The 19,744-nt window shown below is 43.8% G+C and carries 16 protein-coding genes and 2 pseudogenes; 8 read left to right on the top strand and 10 right to left on the bottom strand.

The window, feature by feature from the left end; genetic code table 11:
* From QA442_RS19105 to mneS, 4 genes and pseudogenes are all read right to left on the bottom strand, one after another.
* Positions 1-2,212: pseudogene (locus tag QA442_RS19105) on the bottom strand (transglutaminase TgpA family protein).
* Between the two features lie 21 nt (positions 2,213-2,233).
* Entirely contained in the window at positions 2,234-3,430 is a 1,197-nt protein-coding gene (locus QA442_RS19110; protein WP_095432116.1) for a DUF58 domain-containing protein, read from the bottom strand.
* The gene (locus QA442_RS19115; protein ID WP_071581623.1) at positions 3,430-4,392 is read right to left on the bottom strand and encodes an AAA family ATPase; all 963 of its coding nucleotides are present in this window, start codon (positions 4,390-4,392) and stop codon (positions 3,430-3,432) included. Before QA442_RS19115 ends, QA442_RS19110 begins: the two co-directional genes overlap by 1 nt.
* A 151-nt stretch (positions 4,393-4,543) precedes the next feature.
* Positions 4,544-5,416 carry a manganese transporter MneS gene (gene mneS / locus QA442_RS19120; RefSeq protein ID WP_071581624.1) on the bottom strand — a complete coding sequence of 291 codons (873 nt, stop codon included), beginning with the start codon at positions 5,414-5,416 and terminating at the stop codon, positions 4,544-4,546.
* A gap of 398 nt (positions 5,417-5,814) precedes the next feature.
* On the opposite strand from mneS, the gene gabP reads away from it, so the two are divergent.
* The 6 genes and pseudogenes from gabP to QA442_RS19150 all read left to right on the top strand — a co-directional run bounded on the left by gabP (position 5,815) and on the right by QA442_RS19150 (position 10,805).
* Positions 5,815-7,224, top strand: coding sequence for a GABA permease (gene gabP, locus QA442_RS19125; protein WP_014663046.1), 1,410 nt, complete (start codon positions 5,815-5,817; stop codon positions 7,222-7,224).
* Between the two features lie 151 nt (positions 7,225-7,375).
* Entirely contained in the window at positions 7,376-8,917 is a 1,542-nt protein-coding gene (cotA, locus tag QA442_RS19130) for an outer spore coat copper-dependent laccase CotA (protein WP_071581626.1), read from the top strand.
* A 159-nt stretch (positions 8,918-9,076) separates the two neighbouring features.
* Positions 9,077-9,316, top strand: a pseudogene (locus QA442_RS19135) (DUF4003 family protein); the annotation flags it as partial.
* Positions 9,317-9,354: 38 nt separating this feature from the next.
* Positions 9,355-10,170, top strand: a complete 816-nt coding sequence (locus QA442_RS19140; RefSeq protein WP_095432115.1) for an alpha/beta fold hydrolase — start codon at positions 9,355-9,357, stop codon at positions 10,168-10,170.
* An 82-nt stretch (positions 10,171-10,252) separates the two neighbouring features.
* Positions 10,253-10,462 carry a cold-shock protein gene (locus tag QA442_RS19145; RefSeq protein WP_003234008.1) on the top strand — a complete coding sequence of 70 codons (210 nt, stop codon included), beginning with the start codon at positions 10,253-10,255 and terminating at the stop codon, positions 10,460-10,462.
* Between the two features lie 184 nt (positions 10,463-10,646).
* Positions 10,647-10,805, top strand: a complete 159-nt coding sequence (locus QA442_RS19150; protein WP_040083974.1) for a hypothetical protein — start codon at positions 10,647-10,649, stop codon at positions 10,803-10,805.
* A gap of 32 nt (positions 10,806-10,837) precedes the next feature.
* Here the strand turns inward: QA442_RS19150 and QA442_RS19155 are convergent, their stop codons facing one another.
* The gene (locus tag QA442_RS19155; protein ID WP_095432114.1) at positions 10,838-11,884 is read right to left on the bottom strand and encodes a PD40 domain-containing protein; all 1,047 of its coding nucleotides are present in this window, start codon (positions 11,882-11,884) and stop codon (positions 10,838-10,840) included.
* A gap of 65 nt (positions 11,885-11,949) precedes the next feature.
* Positions 11,950-12,321 carry a cell wall metabolism protein WalM gene (walM, locus tag QA442_RS19160; RefSeq protein ID WP_004397746.1) on the bottom strand — a complete coding sequence of 124 codons (372 nt, stop codon included), beginning with the start codon at positions 12,319-12,321 and terminating at the stop codon, positions 11,950-11,952.
* A gap of 437 nt (positions 12,322-12,758) precedes the next feature.
* Between walM and bdhA the strand changes: the two genes are divergently transcribed.
* Positions 12,759-13,799, top strand: coding sequence for a (R,R)-butanediol dehydrogenase (gene bdhA / locus QA442_RS19165; protein WP_003234015.1), 1,041 nt, complete (start codon positions 12,759-12,761; stop codon positions 13,797-13,799).
* A 47-nt stretch (positions 13,800-13,846) separates the two neighbouring features.
* Here bdhA and iolT read toward each other — a convergent pair whose 3' ends face one another.
* The gene (gene iolT, locus QA442_RS19170; RefSeq protein ID WP_095432113.1) at positions 13,847-15,268 is read right to left on the bottom strand and encodes a myo-inositol transporter IolT; all 1,422 of its coding nucleotides are present in this window, start codon (positions 15,266-15,268) and stop codon (positions 13,847-13,849) included.
* Positions 15,269-15,836: 568 nt separating this feature from the next.
* On the opposite strand from iolT, the gene QA442_RS19175 reads away from it, so the two are divergent.
* Entirely contained in the window at positions 15,837-16,850 is a 1,014-nt protein-coding gene (locus QA442_RS19175) for a potassium channel family protein (protein WP_095432112.1), read from the top strand.
* Between the two features lie 58 nt (positions 16,851-16,908).
* On the opposite strand, the gene QA442_RS19180 is transcribed toward QA442_RS19175, so the two are convergent.
* Genes QA442_RS19180 through QA442_RS19190 form a run of 3 tightly spaced genes read right to left on the bottom strand, consistent with a single transcriptional unit; the run spans position 16,909 to position 19,703 of the window.
* Positions 16,909-17,880 carry an SPFH domain-containing protein gene (locus QA442_RS19180; RefSeq protein WP_095432111.1) on the bottom strand — a complete coding sequence of 324 codons (972 nt, stop codon included), beginning with the start codon at positions 17,878-17,880 and terminating at the stop codon, positions 16,909-16,911.
* Between the two features lie 30 nt (positions 17,881-17,910).
* Positions 17,911-18,678, bottom strand: coding sequence for a TPM domain-containing protein (locus tag QA442_RS19185; protein WP_095432110.1), 768 nt, complete (start codon positions 18,676-18,678; stop codon positions 17,911-17,913).
* Entirely contained in the window at positions 18,678-19,703 is a 1,026-nt protein-coding gene (locus tag QA442_RS19190; RefSeq protein ID WP_014663034.1) for a TFIIB-type zinc ribbon-containing protein, read from the bottom strand. Before QA442_RS19190 ends, QA442_RS19185 begins: the two co-directional genes overlap by 1 nt.
* Between the last annotated feature and the right edge of the window lie 41 nt (positions 19,704-19,744).

A 19,744-nucleotide genomic window follows, 5' to 3' on the forward strand; every position in this document is an offset into this window, starting at 1 on the left:
TCAAGACCATCTTCTTTTAATTAAATTTTCCCATAACTCTCTCGAATCATTCCATAGCGCCGAAGAATCTTCATTTCTGTAAAGCGCCCTTTCATAGCTTAATGTCAGCTTTGACATGTCTTCTATGTCGTATTTTTCATCGATTCGTTTCGCATAATCACGCAGCGTTTCACTGTCTCGTTTCGGCAGTCCTTTTCTCTTCAGTTGTTTCAGCAGTGCGCCATATGCCTCAAAAAACGCGTGCTGATCGCTGCGCCGCTTCAATTTCCTCACAGCGAAAACAGGAATCCATAACGAACGGAAAGCATACAGCAATACCGCTGCCACCAGGAGGACTGCAAGAACCATAAGCGCTGCATACCAGCCTGCACCGATTTGTATGCGAAGCGGACGGCTTTTTAGAAACAGCTGGCTCCCGTTTTTCCTTTGGCTTTACCTCTTTTTGCGGCTGTTTTTTCTCTTCTTTCTGTTTCTCTTTTGTTTTCTTCGGCGAGCTGCTGTTATCGCTGCCAGAGTCCTTTGTTTCAGAAGAAGTAAATTGAGCCGGATTAGTAAACCCTTTAGTCGGCTCAAATGTAACCCAGCCCTGTTCCGGGAAGTACACCTCTACCCAGGAATGGGCATTGTTATTTGTCACTTCGTAGATGCTGCCATTTTTGTTTCCTGCTTCTTTGTATTCGCCGGACGTATAACCCTTTACCCAGCGGGCCGGAATGCCGGCCGAGCGCAAGAGCACCACCATGGCGGAAGAAAAGTTATCACAATAACCCATTTTCGTTTCAAACAGAAATTGATCGACATAATCCTCATCATTCTTAGGAATGGGCACTTTTTCTGTTTCATATGTGAACGCATTTGACCCTAAATAGTCCTCAACCGCTTTCACCTTATCAAACATATTGTCGTGATCCTGAGTCAGTTTGATCGCAAGGGTTCTCACCCGCTCTGGCAGTGAATCTGGAAGCTGCATGTAGCGATCGCTGAATGTGTACTCCTCACTGTTTTTTCTCACTTTTACCTTTCTCAGTTCATCCAGCTTATAGACCGGGGAATTGTACGCTACTTTATAATTCCCCATATTTCTGATTTCACCGGCTTGTTCACTGATCGGAGAAATTTGCTCCGTGTTGCCGTTCATTTCAAGTGAGACAGCCTGCTTTGGCTGAATGGTGACCGCACCAATCGGATACATCAAATGGTTGTACCCATAGTGCTTATCAACCTTTACACGGACTGTGCGGCGCTCTGTTGCCACTTTATGGTCAAACCACAGATTTTCCACTTTTCCTCCGCTAAGCTGATATGACATGCCTGTGTCTGTTTCAACCCAGCCTTTCCCGGTATACGTATCCTTCGTTTCCACACGGAAATACGTCCGCTCTTTTCCCTGCCATGTAAAAACGGGTGTAGCATCCTGCTGGAACGGGCCGCCGAGTGATTCATCATGATTCCCGTATCCGATTTTGCTTTCTCCTGCAGACACGCGGTCTTGATGAGTGATTTTTTTAAGAAAAGGCACCGGATCAGGCCAGGCCGGATCTGATTTTGGAGCGGCGAGTCCGAATCCCACTGCAGCCAAAACCAATACAGATAAAGGAAGAAACCACTTCAGGACAGATGTTTTTGGCAGTGTGATTCTTTCCATTAGCTTAATGCGTTCTAAGTATAAAAGGCCCAGCATAAAGAAGCCGATCAGCACGATACGGATGACGGCAAAAGTGGCATCATATGGCGTAAAGGTATCAAGAATCGTAATATACGCTACTGTCATCATAAAGAAAAACAAAATTCTTCTCTGGTAAATCACCCAATAATGCAGGAGATAGACCAGCAGCCACAGCAGCACAAAAAACAGCAGGGTCCGAAAAGAAGGAATCATGTCATTCCATTGCCCTGATTGAATCAGCGTGATATTCAGATAGACATCCTGCAAAAAAGAGCTGATCCAGCTCAAGTCGAATATAGATCCTTGATAAAACAGGATGTGTATCGAGAGCAATGTAAATAAGATACAAAAAGGAACGGTGACAAACCACCTCATCCGGAAAAAAGTCAGCAGAAACGTCAAGCCGATAAAGACAATAAAAAAGCCCGTATGTTTCGTTTCAGTAAAACTGTTGAGCGGCCTGAGCCACTCCCACAGCAATAAAAAAGCCAGAAAATAAAATAACAGCAAGCTCAAACGGCTTCCCTTCTGATCATCGTGCGGCATGTGAACCCGTCACCTCTCTTTCTAAACAACACGCGAAACTTGTCCGCCCCTCATGACCTGAACTCTGATTTGGCGTTTCATCATGCGTTCAATCACGATATTTTCAGCTTGAGAAAGCTCAGCATCTTTCTCTTTTGCCAGTATCACCGTAACCCGGCCGCCTCCGATTTCTGCGAGGTGCAGCAGATCTTCCGTTACCTGTCCCGTGACGACCACTTGATCGGCTTGGCGAACAGATGGCTTTCCCAGCTCCTCCCGTACATATCGGCTTATCGGGTCAGCCGCATTACAATGAACCACTGCTAAATGCCGAAGCATGTGCTTAAAATGCTGATCCCCTTCCTGAATGGGGAAAATGTTTTTTTCCTTTCCGACGGAAGCCAATCCTGCGCCCGCTCCGTTTTTTAAAACAGAATAAAGGATCGAAGCAGTCGCTGAAACGACCTCTTCGAATGCTTCAGAGGGAAAACGGTCCATCAGAAGAAACAGATTTTTGCTTCGGGAAGGTTCAAATTCCTTCGTCATCAGCTGGCTCCGCCGTGCAGAAGTCTTCCAATCTAATGCAGCAAACCGGTCTCCCGGCTGATAATTCCGCACACTTGCTGCGACTGAGGAATGGTGCTGATGAATAGGAGAAGAACCGCTTACACCGTCTTCCTGATGCCTCTCATTCACCTGATAGGAAAAACGCTGAAAGGTTGGATAAACAAACAGGATATCTCCCAGCTCAAAAAATGCTGTTTTTTCAATCAAGCCAAGAACATCTCCGGTTCGCACCCTGACAGCATGAAAGTGATGCTCTCCGCGCGGTACCCGAGCTAATTCATACGACATCGTCATACTCCGTTTAAACCAAGGAAAAACGAGCCGTTTGGCCGCAGCTTCGTCTCGCTTCAAGGACTCAATTCCTTCTGGCAGGCAATCTTCAATCACCATATACATCAGGGGAAACGGCAGCTTCCGTCTCAGCGTAATCGTCACGCCCAGCCTGTCCCCCGCATGCAATTGTGTTTTATCCATCTGCCGTGAAGCCTGAAATGAGCGGAGCGGATACAATGCCAGCAGCCCGGCATACAAGACAAAAGGGAAAAACGCGTAAAACAAAAACCAGCTGACAAAGCCGCCCTGAAACATCGCATAAGAAAAAACAGCAGCCGTCAATAAAGTTAATATTATCAGCTTCCAACCATATACAAGCCATTGCCATTTCTTATTCATCAGCGGACCGACGACCTTTGAACCGGCACCTTCACAGCTGACATGATCTCCCCTACGATCGCTTCTGCCTGAATCCCTTCAAATTTTGCCTCAGGATGAAGCATCATCCGGTGCGGCAGCGTGAAAGGAGCTAAATATTGAATATCATCCGGGATGACATAGTCGCGATGATGCAGCAGCGCGTAGGCCTGTGCCGCTTTCATGAGAGCGATTGAGCCGCGCGGACTGACACCTAATTGAACAGAGGGATGCTGTCTCGTTTTCTGCACGATTTCAACGATATATTCTTTAATACTGTCATCGGCACGGACATTTTGCACTTCCCGCTGCAAACGGATGAAATCTTCTCTAGTAATAACCGGCTCAAGCGTCTCAATCGGATGGCTTTTTTCCTGAAGAGATAAGACATCAAGCTCTTCATTAAAGGACGGATAACCCATCCGAAGTTTGAATAAAAAACGGTCAAGCTGGGCTTCCGGCAAAGGATAGGTCCCTTCATATTCGACCGGGTTTTGCGTTGCCATCACAAAAAACGGAGCGACAAGCGGCATCGTATGGCCATCTACCGTTACGCTTCCCTCTTCCATCGCTTCAAGCAAAGCCGACTGTGTCTTCGGAGAAGTACGGTTGATTTCATCGGCCAGCACGATATTTCCCATAATCGGACCGGGACGATATTCAAATTCCATCGTTTTTGCATTATAGATAGATACCCCTGTTACATCAGATGGCAGCAAATCCGGAGTGAATTGGATTCTTTTGAAATCGGCGCTGATTGACTTCGCCAGCGCGCGGACCATCATCGTTTTTCCGACTCCGGGTACATCCTCAAGCAGCACATGCCCTTTGGCAAGAAGGGCTGCTAAGCTGAGTATGGCGATGTCTCGTTTTCCAACCATTACTCTATTAATATGTTCAACTGCTTTCCCCAGCAAAGGATGCAGGTCTTCTTGATATGCCATTCTTTTCCTCCTATTTATCTACAAAATTCATCATATCGTAACCTAACTTTACCACAAAAAGAGATTTGTATAAAAAAACGATTCTAGCAAATTGTTTCCAACCCAAGCAGAAGAAATCACGCAAAAAAGCTTCCTGTGACAGGAAGCTCCATTATTTTTGTTCCAAAGGCTCCATATGAACATGTGAATAGTCAATCGCATGCTCCTCCTTCATCCTCCGCTCAATTTCATTGGCTATATCGTGGCTTTCCGTAATATTTAAATCTGCCGATACCTCAACCACCACATCAACATGAACCGTACTGCCCAAGTATCTTGCTTTAATGTCTTTTAAACGGCTCACACCCGAGATTTTTTCAATCGTCTGTTTATAAGCTGAAATGTCCTTTGTATCGAATCCATCAGTCAAAGAGTGAGATGACTCTTTAAAAATATCCCATGCGGTCTTGCAAATGAGAAGACCTATCACAAACGCAGTGACCGTATCGATCCAAGCCAGATGGAATTGAGCAGCCACAATGCCGATAAACGTGCCGATACTGACGAACGCATCTGATTTATTATCAGCAGCCGCAGCAAGGAGCGCCTGGCTCTTTACCTTCTTGGCCAGCCTTTTATTGTACTGGTAAACGATCAGCATCAGTGCTGCCCCGCCTGCTGCCGTCCAAGCCGCGATCATATCCGGCGTCTCTTGCTTAGCAGAAAAAATAGATTCGCCGGCATTGAACAGCACTTGCAAACCGACAACCATCATAATAAAGGATGCGATAAGCGATGCAATCGTTTCCGCCCGAAAGTGGCCGTATGGATGATCTTCGTCAGGAGGTTTTTGAGAGATGCGCAGGCCGATCAGAACAGCAACAGAAGCAATAATGTCCGTTGTGTTATTTAACCCGTCTGCCGTAAGTGCTTCCGAGTGAAAAAAATAACCGATGATCAGTTTAATCGCGGAAAGGACAAGATACGCAGCAATACTGACCAGCGCCCCGGATTCGCCTTTTTTCAATTCATCATACCTCTCCATACAAAAACCTCCTCTCCGCTCACGTTTTCCTATGATTATCATACAAAGCTGAACCGCAGTGGGTCTACAGAAACATGATTCACCTGCCACAGAAAAATAGTGATGATGGAACACTTTTTCTCTAATCCAATTTATTGTGACTCTAAAAAGCCCTTTAAACCTAATGAAAATCTACACATTAGCGATCCTTAGAATTGGAAATATCAAACAAACTTGCAAAAGTGAATTATAAACGAAATATTCATTCCTATATTTTAAGAAAGCGCAAACAAATCACTACAAATTTGAAATAAAACGTTATATTTTCTCACATGAATTTTCGACAAACTGTATATTTATGATAGAGTTTCAATTATCATAATATTCAGTAATGATTTCATTCTTAAAGGAGGTAACTTATGAACCAGTCTCAACCAGGATTAAAAAAAGAATTAAAGACGCGCCATATGACAATGATTTCGATCGCCGGCGTCATCGGTGCCGGGCTATTTGTAGGCAGCGGTTCAGTGATTCACTCGACCGGTCCCGGTGCGATTGTTTCTTACGCGTTGGCCGGATTATTGGTGATTTTTATTATGAGAATGCTCGGTGAGATGTCTGCCGTAAACCCGACGAGCGGATCGTTTTCTCAATACGCTCACGACGCCATCGGACCGTGGGCAGGATTTACAATCGGCTGGCTGTACTGGTTTTTCTGGGTGATCGTTATCGCGATCGAAGCCATTGCCGGTGCTGGCATTATTCAATACTGGTTCCATGATATTCCGCTCTGGCTGACAAGTTTGATTTTGACGATTGTGCTCACCCTGACAAACGTCTACTCCGTTAAGTCTTTCGGTGAGTTTGAGTATTGGTTCTCCCTCATTAAAGTTGTGACCATCATTGCTTTTCTAATCGTTGGTTTTGCCTTTATTTTTGGCTTTGCACCGGGCAGTGAGCCAGTCGGTTTTTCGAATATTACAGGCAAAGGCGGGTTTTTCCCGGAAGGCATCAGCACTGTACTGCTCGGCATTGTCGTTGTCATCTTCTCTTTTATGGGAACTGAAATCGTTGCCATTGCAGCAGGAGAAACATCCAACCCGATCGAATCTGTGACAAAAGCAACCAGATCCGTTGTATGGCGTATCATCGTCTTTTACGTGGGCTCAATCGCCGTTGTTGTGGCGCTCTTGCCATGGAATTCAGCAAATATTTTAGAAAGCCCTTTCGTCGCTGTACTTGAGCATATAGGAGTGCCGGCAGCCGCACAGATCATGAACTTTATCGTCCTCACAGCCGTACTCTCTTGCCTGAATTCAGGTTTGTACACCACATCCAGAATGCTATATTCACTTGCAGAAAGAAACGAGGCGCCGCGCCGTTTTATGAAATTGAGCAAAAAAGGCGTTCCCGTACAAGCTATTGTAGCCGGAACATTTTTCTCTTATATCGCGGTCGTAATGAACTATTTCTCACCGGATACTGTCTTTCTATTTTTAGTCAACTCATCAGGCGCAATCGCTTTGCTCGTCTACCTTGTCATCGCTGTTTCCCAGCTGAGAATGCGGAAAAAACTCGAAAAAACAAACCCGGAAGCTTTGAAAATCAAAATGTGGCTTTTCCCTTTCCTCACTTACTTGACCATCATCGCCATCTGCGGGATTTTAGTGTCTATGGCATTTATTGATTCCATGCGAGATGAGCTTCTGCTGACAGGTGTCATCACGGGAATCGTTCTGATTTCTTACCTTGTATTCAGAAAACGCAAGGTGGGCGAGAAAGTAGCTGCAAAGCCAGTCACACAGCAGCAGCCCGATATCCTGCCTTAACGCTGATCAAATCCTAAACGGCCTGCCGTTTAGGATTTTGTTATTTTCTTCATTAGGCAGTCTTCAGCACGAAGATTTTTTGTAACCATCACGTCCTTATTGTCATTAACTATAATACCAATTTGGAAAATTTAAATAAGGACAGATGAAAATGACACTTGAAAAATTTGTGGATGCTCTCCCAATCCCAGATACACTAAAGCCAGTGCAGCAATCAAAAGAAAAAACATACTACGAAGTCACCATGGAGGAATGCACTCATCAGCTTCACCGCGATCTCCCTCCGACCCGCCTGTGGGGCTACAACGGCTTATTTCCGGGCCCTACCATTGAGGTTAAAAGAAATGAAAATGTATATGTGAAATGGATGAATAATCTTCCTTCCACGCATTTCCTTCCGGTTGATCACACCATTCATCACAGTGACAGCCAGCAGGAAGAACCCGAAGTAAAGACTGTTGTTCATTTACACGGCGGCGTCACGCCAGATGACAGCGACGGGTATCCGGAGGCTTGGTTTTCCAAAGACTTTGAACAAACAGGACCTTATTTCAAAAGAGAGGTTTATCATTATCCTAATCAGCAGCGCGGGGCTATATTGTGGTATCACGATCACGCCATGGCGCTCACCAGGCTAAATGTCTATGCCGGACTTGTCGGCGCTTATATCATTCATGATCCAAAGGAAAAACGCTTAAAACTGCCTTCAGGCGAATACGATGTGCCGCTTCTTATCACAGACCGCACGATCAATGAGGACGGTTCTTTGTTTTATCCGAGCGCACCGGAAAACCCTTCTCCGTCACTGCCTAATCCTTCAATCGTTCCGGCTTTTTGCGGAGAAACCATACTCGTCAACGGGAAGGTATGGCCATACTTGGAAGTCGAGCCGAGGAAATACCGATTCCGTGTCATCAACGCCTCCAATACAAGAACCTATAATCTGTCACTCGATAATGGCGGAGAGTTTATTCAGGTCGGTTCAGATGGAGGGCTCCTGCCGCGATCTGTTAAATTGAATTCTTTCAGTCTTGCGCCTGCTGAACGTTACGATATCATCATTGACTTCACAGCGTATGAAGGAAAATCGATCATTTTGGCAAACAGCGCGGGCTGCGGCGGTGACGTCAATCCTGAAACAGATGCAAATATCATGCAATTCAGAGTCACAAAACCATTAGCGCAACAAGACGAAAGCAGAAAGCCGAAGTACCTCGCCTCATACCCTTCCGTACAGCATGAAAGAATACAAAACATCAGAACACTAAAACTGGCAGGAACCCAGGACGAATACGGCAGACCCGTCCTTCTGCTTAATAACAAACGCTGGCACGATCCTGTCACAGAAGCACCAAAAGCCGGCACAACTGAAATATGGTCCATTATCAACCCGACACGCGGAACACATCCGATTCACCTGCATCTGGTCTCCTTCCGTGTATTAGACCGGCGTCCGTTTGATATCGCCCGTTATCAAGAAAGCGGGGAATTGTCCTATACGGGTCCGGCTATCCCGCCGCCGCCAAGTGAAAAGGGATGGAAAGACACCATTCAAGCGCATGCGGGTGAAGTCCTGAGAATCGCGGCGACATTCGGGCCGTACAGCGGACGATACGTATGGCACTGCCATATTCTTGAGCATGAGGACTATGACATGATGAGACCGATGGATATAACTGATCCCAACAAATAACCCGACAAACTTGCCTCTAGCAGGCAAGTTTTTTCTTTATGAAACCTTTTCCTCAATTTATCGTATTACGTAAAAACAGCAAAAGGAGCTGCTTTTTTCTGAACATCATCTACACAAAACATTTCCATTTATGCTGAATGAAAATCAAAATGAAAATGAAAAGTTTCACACGATCAGATATTAATACTCATTTCTTCTGCATATATTGTGAATAAAGAAGAGTTTGATTTTCAGCGCTTTTTATGATTTGAGCAGCGATATTAAATCAAACACCGGCAGCTTCACAACACTCAATACACACACCGTTTTACTGTTGCTTCTATTCTGGACATTCATTTTCAGCATGAGGCAAAACAAACATGTCATACTTTCATTGATGTATACAATGAAATGGTGCAGCCAGTCATACTCATGACGGAAACTAAGGGAGGAGAAATATGCCATATATCACATTAGAAGATCAGACACGCCTTTACTATGAAACACATGGGAGCGGGACACCGATCCTGTTTATACATGGGGTGCTGATGAGCGGACAATTTTTCCACAAACAATTTTCGGCGCTTTCTGCCAATTATCAATGTATTCGTCTTGATCTTAGAGGACACGGCGAATCTGACAAAGTGCTTCATGGACACACCATTTCCCAATACGCCCGTGACGTAAGGGAATTTCTAAACGCAATGGAGCTTGATCATGTCGTTCTTGCCGGCTGGTCAATGGGGGCCTTTGTCGTATGGGATTATCTTCATCAATTTGGGAATGATAACATACAAGCTGCTGTCATCATTGATCAATCTGCTTCCGACTATCAATGGGAGGGCTGGGAACACGGCCCATTTGATTTTGACGGTTTAAAAACAGCGATGCACGCCATTCAGGCTGACCCGCTGCCATTCTACGAAAGCTTCATCCAGAATATGTTCGCAGAACCGCCTGTCGAAACAGAAACAGAATGGATGCTGGCAGAAATCCTCAAACAGCCTGCCGCCATTTCAAGCACGATTTTATTTAACCAAACGGCTGCTGATTACCGCGGCACTCTTCAAAACATTAGTGTGCCGACATTGCTGTGCTTCGGGGAAGACCGGAAATTTTTCTCTACCGCAGCTGGGGAACACTTGCACAGCCACATTCCAAACTCGACACTCGTCACCTTTTCTAAAAGCAGCCATTGCCCGTTTTTAGAAGAGCCCGGCGCTTTTAACAGCACACTCCTCTCCTTTTTAGATGGGCTGACTGGAAAGTCATAAAGAAAAAGGAATTAGGAGATTAGGGAAAAGTATGAGACAATAAGAAATGTGCAGTAAAATACATGAGGGAAGAAGTGACTTTATGTCTTACTATAACAAACGTAATCAAGAACCGCTGCCAAAAGAAGATGTGAGTACTTGGGAATGCACAAAAGAAGACTGTAACGGCTGGACCAGAAAGAACTTCGCCAGCAGTGATACGCCATTGTGCCCTTTGTGCGGAAGTAAAATGGTCGACGGCATCCGTTCATTAGTGAATCTCCAAAACAACAGCCAAACAAAAACAAGCTAGTTCTTCCCTATAACAAACGCAGTCTCCTGCAAGCAAACAAACCTCGAACGGAGACAAAATTCTATATTTCAGAATAAAGCCTCTCATGGCAAGAGGCCAAAATGAAAGAAGCCCAAAACTGTAAACGTTTAGGGCTTTTTTGTTTGCCTTGATGGTATAATATGGATACAAAAGGAGTGATAACGTGATCTCAAACCAGCAGCAAAAAGACCTGCAAAAAAGAGCTGCGTTCAAAAAGCTGAACCTTGCAATGAACTCTTATGTTGAACTTCTGTTTTTGTCGATACCACTAATCCATTTTTTAAAATGGCTCGGATCATTAGCCCGGCACCTTGTCCATTAAAAAACCACTCAGCCTAAGCCGAGTGGTTTTTATTAGTTGATCACAGAAAAGCTATTAATAATGCCGTTCGGATTTTCCCATACTTTTTTGAAGGTCTTATTTTCAAGGTTATAGGAATAAATCGTCCGCACCTTAGCTTCACGCCCTGTTTCGTCCTTCAGCTTTTTAGCCCCTTTGGCTTCGGCAAGAAAATAAATGTTCTTTCCATCCTTAGAGAACTGAGGCTGTGCGTCAATTAACAGCTTAAATGATTTTTGATTTGAGATGATGTTTTCATACTTTTTCGTATCCGCATTAAGCATCTGAATAGCAGCGGTTTGCTTCGTCTCTCTCTGCGTATATGATGTAAATAAAATACGTTTATCATCATCAGAAACAGCAATATCGCTGATAAATTGGTTTAAGCTTTTAAGCTCATTAAATTTATTTTGACGGCCTTCCGCAAAATGAATCGTTGTTGGTTCAGGGTCGATGCCCTTTTCATTTGCTTCATCTGTTTTCTTGTAGTCTTCTTCTACAGAATAATGAAGCAATGCAAATGAATCGTTTTTTGGGTTATAAAAGAAGCTGCTGACGGTGTCATCCTGATCATTAGCGTCAGGATAAATGTTTTTGTACTTCTTCGCTTTCAGATCAAAAGCGGCGATCCGGAAATTGCTTTCGTCCGCTTTTCCTAAACGGAAATAGATGGTTGAACGGTCCTTTGATAAAAACAAACTGTCCGCACTCTCCGCGCCTTTATAAAGCATCGTCTTTTTATTAGACTTTAGATCCAGCCTAAAAAGCCTCATTTCATTCTGATCATTATTGCCCGTATAATAGAGCACCTGCTGTTTTTGATCCAAGGCAAATGCCGGATAGCTGGTCAGCTTTTCCTCATGGATCACCTTGTCATTTTCATAATACTTTGTCAGCAGATCCGTATCTGTAATGGAAACCAGCAGCTCATCACCGCTTTCGGTATTGACTGTCACATCAGCAGCCTTCTGATGGCCTTTATCCTTTGCAACATAAAACACAACCCCCGCGGCAGCTGCCGCTATTATCACTGCTAACAATAATATGATTCTTTTTTTCATCTTTTATCTCCACCAATAGAAAAAGCAAGAATGTGACTTCTTGCTTTACAGATTATATATGTAAATTAATAGCTGTAATGCCCCGCTACCTTACCTTTGCTTAATGGATATCCAAGCGCTTTAAACGCTTTAGGACTTACATCCAGCACCGCATTAGGCATTCTGCCAACATCATTTTTATAAACCGTAATCACCTTTTTAGGCTTCGCTTTTGCATAAGCTCTGATTTTTGTTCCGTTTCTAGGAACATCAAATCCGATCTTGGTCGCACAATCCCAATGTCCAAGTTTCTTACCTGAAGAGCCTTTTTTCCCGACTCCATTATACCAAGTAATATTTCCGTTCACATGTTTCGCACTGGCATCTGATGAAAAACTCAAAGCTCCCAAAGTACTTCCTACTAAGATAAAAGCGGCTAAAATGACTTTCTTCAACATTTCGTCCCCCTGTTTGTTAACATCTAGGAAGATTATACACGATCAACCAGCTATTTTTTATTTCAATATCCTTACAGTAATGTTACAAAGTCAAAAAAGTTACCTCTGCTAAAATAAACCATGGAAGATTATCCTATTATAATAGCGGTATTAGCGTTATAATTATTAATAGAGTAGTTGTCGCATTCAATATGAACGAACCATTACCGTATTTGTTCAAACCAAATTCATAGCTATGTAAACGATTGATACTCTCATATAAAGAAAAAAGAGTGTGCGAGACTCTTTTTTCTTCAAAGTTTCTTTTTTCAAAAAACGTAGATTATATTATATAAAAATTTCATTTCTTTTTTGGTTTTAAAAATGGCGATTTTGTGAACAGTTCATATTGACCGGTGCGGAATTACTCACATCAAAAGTTATAGGAGTGGTAATCCATGAAGGCAGCAAGATGGCATAACCAAAAGGATATCCGTATTGAACATATTGAGGAGCCAAAAACGGAGCCGGGAAAAGTAAAGATCAAAGTCAAATGGTGCGGCATCTGCGGGAGTGATTTACACGAATATCTCGGCGGCCCGATCTTTATTCCGGTTGACAAACCGCACCCATTAACAAATGAAACAGCACCTGTCACAATGGGGCATGAATTCTCCGGTGAAGTTGTCGAAGTCGGAGAAGGCGTTGAAAATTATAAAGTTGGAGACCGTGTCGTAGTAGAACCGATTTTTGCTACACACGGCCACCAGGGCGCTTACAACCTTGATGAACAAATGGGATTCCTCGGCTTAGCCGGCGGAGGCGGCGGTTTCTCTGAATACGTCTCTGTAGATGAAGAGCTTTTGTTCAAACTCCCTGATGAATTATCATACGAACAAGGTGCGCTCGTTGAGCCTTCAGCAGTCGCTCTATATGCTGTCCGCTCAAGCAAACTCAAAGCCGGCGACAAAGCGGCTGTATTCGGCTGCGGCCCGATCGGACTTCTTGTCATTGAAGCGCTGAAGGCTGCCGGTGCAACTGATATTTACGCTGTTGAGCTTTCACCTGAACGCCAGCAAAAGGCTGAGGAGCTTGGCGCGATCATCGTTGATCCGTCTAAAACAGACGATGTAGTCGCTGAGATTGCAGAACGTACAGGAGGCGGAGTTGACGTAGCATTTGAAGTCACTGGTGTTCCAGTGGTGTTGCGACAAGCCATCCAGTCCACTACAATTGCCGGTGAAACAGTCATCGTCAGCATTTGGGAAAAAGGTGCTGAAATCCATCCGAACGATATCGTCATCAAGGAACGTACAGTAAAAGGAATTATCGGATACCGCGACATCTTCCCGGCTGTATTGTCATTAATGAAAGAAGGCTATTTCTCAGCCGACAAACTTGTAACGAAAAAAATCGTGCTAGATGATTTGATTGAGGAAGGCTTCGGGGCTCTTATTAAAGAGAAAAGCCAAGTCAAAATCCTTGTCAGACCTAACTAATCAGCATAAAAAAGAATCCGCGCTCGTATGCGGATTCTTTTTTTATTTTATCCAATCACTTCAGCGCCAGAATCTGTCTTGGCCCCGCCGTGATCATAAGCGCGGAAGTTTTCCTCCAGCTGCTCAAGCGAAAGTCCTTTCGTTTCCGGTAAAAACTTCTTCACAAACAGGACAGAGCAAATGCCTAATCCAACGAAGATAAAGAACGTTGTGGATAGCCCAATGGCGGCCAGCAATATCGGGAAAGTGAAACTGACTGCAAAATTCACCATCCACAGACAGAATACCGTGACACCCATTCCCAGTCCGCGAAGGCGAAGCGGGAAAATCTCAGAAAGCATCAGCCACGTCACTGGTGAAATGGCCCCCTGCTGAAAAGCAAGGAATGTAACTGTTAGTGACAGAACCACATACGGAAGTGCCGGTGACCCTTGAAGTACAAGTGAAAATATCCCGATCAGCAATAATGCTGTTGTCGTACCGATCAAGCCCGTCATCAGCATCGGCCGGCGCCCCACTCTTCCCAACAGCCAGATTCCGACGAATGTTGCCAATACTGAAATCACGCCATTCGCAATGTTTCCGATTAAAGCGGCTTCCGTTTGGAAACCAGAGTTTCTTAGAATTTCAGTCCCATAATACATAATCGAATTAACACCTGTAATTTGCTGTACAATCGCAATCCCTAATCCAATAAACACAATACGGCGCACCCATGGGACTGAAAGATCTTTAAACGTTGCTTTTTCAAGCTGATCTTCTCTTTTGAAAGCGGATTCAATTTCTTGCAGCTCAGCTGCTGCCCGCTTTTCATCCCTGATTTTTTTCAATACACGCAAAGCATCTTCTTTTCTCCCTTTCGAAACAAGCCAGCGGGGACTCTCGGGCATTCTGATCATCCCGAAAAACAGGAACACGGCTGGAAGCGACGCAATGACCAGCATGAACCTCCACACATGGGAGTTGTCTCCCATTGTTGTTCCAAGGATTGCATTAAAAACAAAGGCCAAAAGCTGTCCTGATACAATCATCAATTCGTTCTGCGTCACCATCCGTCCCCTGCTTTCCACAGGAGACATCTCTGCTAAATAGGCAGGCACCGTTACTGATGCACCCCCTACCGCAATACCAAGCACAAAACGGGAAATGATCATGACCGTAACATTCGGAGCAAACGTACACCCGATCGTCGAAATAAAAAATATAACAGCGAGGAATAAAATATTTTTGCGGCGGCCGTTAAAATCAGACATCCTGCCGCCAAACACAGCACCCAGCGCGGCTCCAAAAAGAAGTGAACTGGTGACAAGGCCCTCTGTGAAGGCATTGAGATTAAGCTGATCCGGCTCTCCCATATACGGCAAAGCTCCATTGAGCACACCGGTATCATAGCCAAAAAGAAGCCCGCCGAAAGTAGAGACTAAAATAATCGTGCGTAAAAATGACATTTGATTGCCTTGTTTATTCATACTGTTTCCCCCAGTCTTTTTCAAAATCGATCAATGCGTATTTCAAAAACCTATTCCAGGGCTGCTGCCTTCCTCACATTTCGTCATCAGGCTTCAGAAAAAAGTTCTTCATGTTTTTATCCAATAACCTTATAACCTTCCCTTCTTATTAGCATTCCAGCCTCCTTGGAAGCGATTTCATTTCTAGCTAAAAAAACAATGAGTATTTCTTTGAGCATAATCTTGTCGTTTTGTTATCTTATAGTCACTTAATAGTCCTATTGTAGTAATATTATAGTGATTTTTTTGTTATATCTGATATTATCATAATTATAAAAACGTTTTCAGTCAATATAAATTTCTGAAAATTTTTTATTCAACAAAAGGAAAATCACTAATTCAAGGGGAAAACGAACGGAAAATATGTGAATTAAGTCAAAACCCCTGTGATTTTCTGTTCATATCGATAAATGAGTAAGTGTTGGTTAACTTCATCTAAAATCAAACATTCGGTCAATTGTTTCAGACTCAAGATAAAAGGAAATAGAAAAGAAAATAAAAGAAGGCTGGCTTAAGGGAGGCAACCAAAATGAATGAGGGTTATATCATTGCAGGCCTTTTATTATTGACAGCGGGGATGATTGATTTTTTATGGACCACGTTATGGTTAGAGAGCGGTGCAGGCCCGATCACAAGATGTCTGTCTGCTTGGCTGTGGAAAGGCTGTCGCAAAATCAGCGGAGACCACGCAAAGGTGCTAAGTATGGCAGGCCCACTGCTGCTATGCCTGACGTTAGTGATATGGATCAGTCTATTTTGGAGCGGGTGGGTTTTGATTTACTCGAGTGACCCTCACTCACTGATGGAAACTCAATCGAAAGAACCGGCTTCCTGGTCAGACCGAATTTATTTTTCCGGCTATGTCATGTTTACATTAGGAAATGGCGACCTCGCTCCAAACGGAGGCCTATGGAGGCTTGTCACGGTGATTGAAACAGCTCAAGGATTGCTTACCATCACGTTTTCTGTCACGTATTTGATTTCGGTCTTGAGTGCAGTTAATCAAAAGCGCTCCTTTGCCCAAAGTGTATTAAGTCTAGGGCATGACGGAACAGAAATCGTCCAGAATGCATGGAACGGCAAGGATTTTCACGACATTGATTTCCTTCTTGCCACTGCCTCATCAGAGCTGGGAAAGCTGACCGCTCAGCATAACGCCTTCCCCATCCTTCATTTTTACCACAGCACGCAGCATCAGGAATCATCCATTATAGCTGTTGCTGTATTGGATGAGGCTCTAACCATTTTCAAATACGGCATTCCTGAACAATATCAGCCAAATCAGCTTCATATTAAAGAAGCGCGCTCGAGTATCAAAAACTACCTGGACACCGTTCATACTGCCTATATCCATCCTGCAGAACAAGCGCCGCCGGAACCAGACATCTCAAAGCTTCACCAATCAGGCATACCGGCTTTATCTAAGCAAACATTTCAAATTGCCGTCAATTCAATAAAGGAACGTCGTCAATTGCTGCTGGGAATTGTCCAAGCGGGTGCTCGAAAGTGGCCTGTTCAGGAGCAAGCAATAGATAACGCATAATCTCCTAAATAAAAAAGTCCAGAGTGCTGATCACTCGGGACTTTTCACTGTATGATTCTTATACAAGCTTCTGGCCGCAATTCGGACAAAAATTGGCTTCGCCCGTTTTTGTTCCGCAGTTTGGACAGAAATTCGGTTTGCTTCCGCTACCAGTTGACTGTGGACCTGATGACTGTGCCTGCTGACTCTGATTCATTTGATTCATCATCTGATTGGCCATATTCATTCCCATCATCATTCCTGCCATATCCGAAGCCGCTCCGCCTCCGTTCATCTTACCGGATGCCATTCCATCCGTCATCGATATTTGCTGGTATCTGTTCACATCCCCAACCATACCGTAGGAAGCGTTCTTTGTTATCATATCCTGAACCTCTTGAGGATAATTAAAGCTCATGATTTGAAAACCAGTGACCGTCATCCCGTCACTTATTAATTGCATATCTAAGTCCTCTTGAATTCCCTTAGCAATATCAAAAGCGTTTGCTTGAAGATTAAACATATCTTTCCCTTCTCTTGTGATCCACTTCATGAGAAGCTGGTCCAGAATAGAAGTGATACGGGTTTTAATATCCTCTACATAATATTGATCCTTCACGCCAGCGATTTTATCAATCAGGCTGATATAGTCCTGCACTTTAAAATTAAATGTGCCGTTTGCGCGAATCGGCATCCCGCCTGGCATTCCCGCTACCGGAATATTTATCGCCTGTTTTGTTCCCCATCTTACGGTAAATTCCTTCGTATTGACAAACAGCACCTCGGCACGCATGCCGCTGTTAAAACCAAACTTAAAGCCCTTTAACGTTGAAAGGAATGGAATAATTTCTGATTCAATATCATAATCGCCATCATCTTGAAAAACCCCTTCAACCCGCCCATTGTTCAAAAAGACAGCATCCTGTCCGGGACGAATGATCAAACGGCTCCCTTTTTTGATTTCACGATTGTTCCATTTATAAAAAATCATATCATCTCTAAATTCTTCCCACTCTATTACATTTGCTAATTGGTTTCTGAAAAACGACATGTTACCTCTTCCCTTCTCTATTTTCTACTACTAGAAACTGCCCCGGCTTCCACTGTATGACGTGCCGCCTTTCGTCACACCGCCATCGCTGCCGCTGTCTTTATCATTTGATGGTTTTCTTTCTCTTGTTACAGTCGTTCTGATATAAGTGTCATATTGATCAATCACATCAGACGTACGCTGATCCATATATGTATTCCCATTAACCGTTACTTTGCCGCCCGCCTGATAAAGCATAATTGAAACCGCAATTCCCCCGACTGCGATGGCAGCAATCAGCTGAAACCACCATGTGAAGAATATGTTGTCGGGGTTTATTCCGGGTTTTATGCCCATATCTTTATAGGAAAGCTTAATATATGTCTCAAAAGCTTTGAAATAATCTTCATTTGATAAATCAGATGAAATCGTATTTCTGATGCTGTTGAGCCTGTTGTTGTCCAAATACTTTTCAGCTTTTTTGTAGCCCGAGATGAATACTTCTCTATCCGCCATATCAATCGTTAAAATAGCTGTACTGCCTTTTCCGTAACGATCATAAAAATCGCCGGCATAATCGGCAATATCTTCACCATTTGTGCTTTTAGTCGTAATAATAATGAAATCAGTGTCTCTCTTTGCACCCAGCTCTACCGAGAGAGATTCAAGTTTTTCGATTTCTGTTTTTGATAATAGATGGGCATGGTCATATACATGCTGCTGTGATTCAGAAGCTCTTGCCGCTTCGATCCCCAGTAAAGGCATCATGATGAAAACCGCCAGCACAACAAAGATCGCTTTCCCGAAAAATCCCCGCATCAAAATCCGCCTCCCATCATCAATGAGACGAGCTTCAATGCAAGAAATGTCCCGCCTGCTATTCCGCTAAACCATGCCGCTACTTTTCCTGAACTGATCGGCGGCTTTCCGACGACCTTACCTGTTTGCCCGTTCATCGCAAAGATATGCTCCGCTCTTTCATAATCGTAACTGACCATCCAAACGGGAAGCAAAACGTAAAAGCTGTTCACATTTTTCGTGTGAATATGTTTGTCCCTCACATTGACTGACGTATATCCAGAAAAAGTAGAATGGATGTATGAATCTATATAACTGCTTATTTTCTCTTTTGCCCTTGGAAAAAGCTCCTCATCGGTATAATTGTACTTTTCCGCAATATAGCCGGCCAAATATGCCGTTTGAAAGTCCTTCAGCTGATCGTATGAATATGGCTCCAACTTATCCATTAACTCATCATTCATTTTTTCTGAGGCATCAACAGGAATTTTCAAATAATCGAGATTGATATCACGAAACGCTTCAAAATGCTCTGTTTCTGTGCATATATAATCCCCTTCTTCATACTGGTGGACTCTGGTACAGTTTGCTCTTACCTGTACTTCACTATTTAAATCAAACATCCAAAACGGAATATACATGCCGGTGATGCTTTTAATTCGATCAGCAGACATGAAACCTCTTGGTGTCAGAAGGCCTTTTTTGCACCACTTTCGAAATGCCTGCTCGGCTTCTTGCTTGCTGATTGTAAATGGGATGACTTTCGCCGGTGCCAAATGTCCTGATAAACGATCGGCAAGTATTGCAGCACCCCCGCAGAAGCTGCACGTCGTTGCTGTCGTTTCAGCTTCCGTGATCAAAACGGCGCCGCAGTTTTCACATTGATATTCTTTTGCCTCGTCTTCAGAAAACCGCGCCGCAATGTTTTCTTTCGGAAGGCTTTCAATATTGTCCTGTCTTCCGCAGCTGCCGCAGGATAACGAGCCGGTTTCACTGTCAAATGCCATATCACTGCCGCAGTTCGGACACTTATAAGATATTATCATTACCGTTCCCTCTCACATCTTATGATAAAATAGCGCCGCAG

This window comes from Bacillus stercoris (genome assembly GCF_029772985.1).
In the GTDB taxonomy this organism is placed as follows: domain Bacteria; phylum Bacillota; class Bacilli; order Bacillales; family Bacillaceae; genus Bacillus; species Bacillus stercoris.

Excerpts from the sequence above, each read along its gene's own strand:
- QA442_RS19110 (WP_095432116.1), bottom strand. The coding sequence starts at position 3,430 with ATGAATAAGAAATGGCAATGGCTTGTATATGGTTGGAAGCTGATAATA.
- QA442_RS19115 (WP_071581623.1), bottom strand. The coding sequence starts at position 4,392 with ATGGCATATCAAGAAGACCTGCATCCTTTGCTGGGGAAAGCAGTTGAA.
- mneS (WP_071581624.1), bottom strand. The coding sequence starts at position 5,416 with ATGGAGAGGTATGATGAATTGAAAAAAGGCGAATCCGGGGCGCTGGTC.
- gabP (WP_014663046.1), top strand. The coding sequence starts at position 5,815 with ATGAACCAGTCTCAACCAGGATTAAAAAAAGAATTAAAGACGCGCCAT.
- cotA (WP_071581626.1), top strand. The coding sequence starts at position 7,376 with ATGACACTTGAAAAATTTGTGGATGCTCTCCCAATCCCAGATACACTA.
- QA442_RS19140 (WP_095432115.1), top strand. The coding sequence starts at position 9,355 with ATGCCATATATCACATTAGAAGATCAGACACGCCTTTACTATGAAACA.
- QA442_RS19145 (WP_003234008.1), top strand. The coding sequence starts at position 10,253 with ATGTCTTACTATAACAAACGTAATCAAGAACCGCTGCCAAAAGAAGAT.
- QA442_RS19155 (WP_095432114.1), bottom strand. The coding sequence starts at position 11,884 with ATGAAAAAAAGAATCATATTATTGTTAGCAGTGATAATAGCGGCAGCT.
- walM (WP_004397746.1), bottom strand. The coding sequence starts at position 12,321 with ATGTTGAAGAAAGTCATTTTAGCCGCTTTTATCTTAGTAGGAAGTACT.
- bdhA (WP_003234015.1), top strand. The coding sequence starts at position 12,759 with ATGAAGGCAGCAAGATGGCATAACCAAAAGGATATCCGTATTGAACAT.
- iolT (WP_095432113.1), bottom strand. The coding sequence starts at position 15,268 with ATGAATAAACAAGGCAATCAAATGTCATTTTTACGCACGATTATTTTA.
- QA442_RS19175 (WP_095432112.1), top strand. The coding sequence starts at position 15,837 with ATGAATGAGGGTTATATCATTGCAGGCCTTTTATTATTGACAGCGGGG.
- QA442_RS19180 (WP_095432111.1), bottom strand. The coding sequence starts at position 17,880 with ATGTCGTTTTTCAGAAACCAATTAGCAAATGTAATAGAGTGGGAAGAA.
- QA442_RS19185 (WP_095432110.1), bottom strand. The coding sequence starts at position 18,678 with ATGCGGGGATTTTTCGGGAAAGCGATCTTTGTTGTGCTGGCGGTTTTC.
- QA442_RS19190 (WP_014663034.1), bottom strand. The coding sequence starts at position 19,703 with ATGATAATATCTTATAAGTGTCCGAACTGCGGCAGTGATATGGCATTT.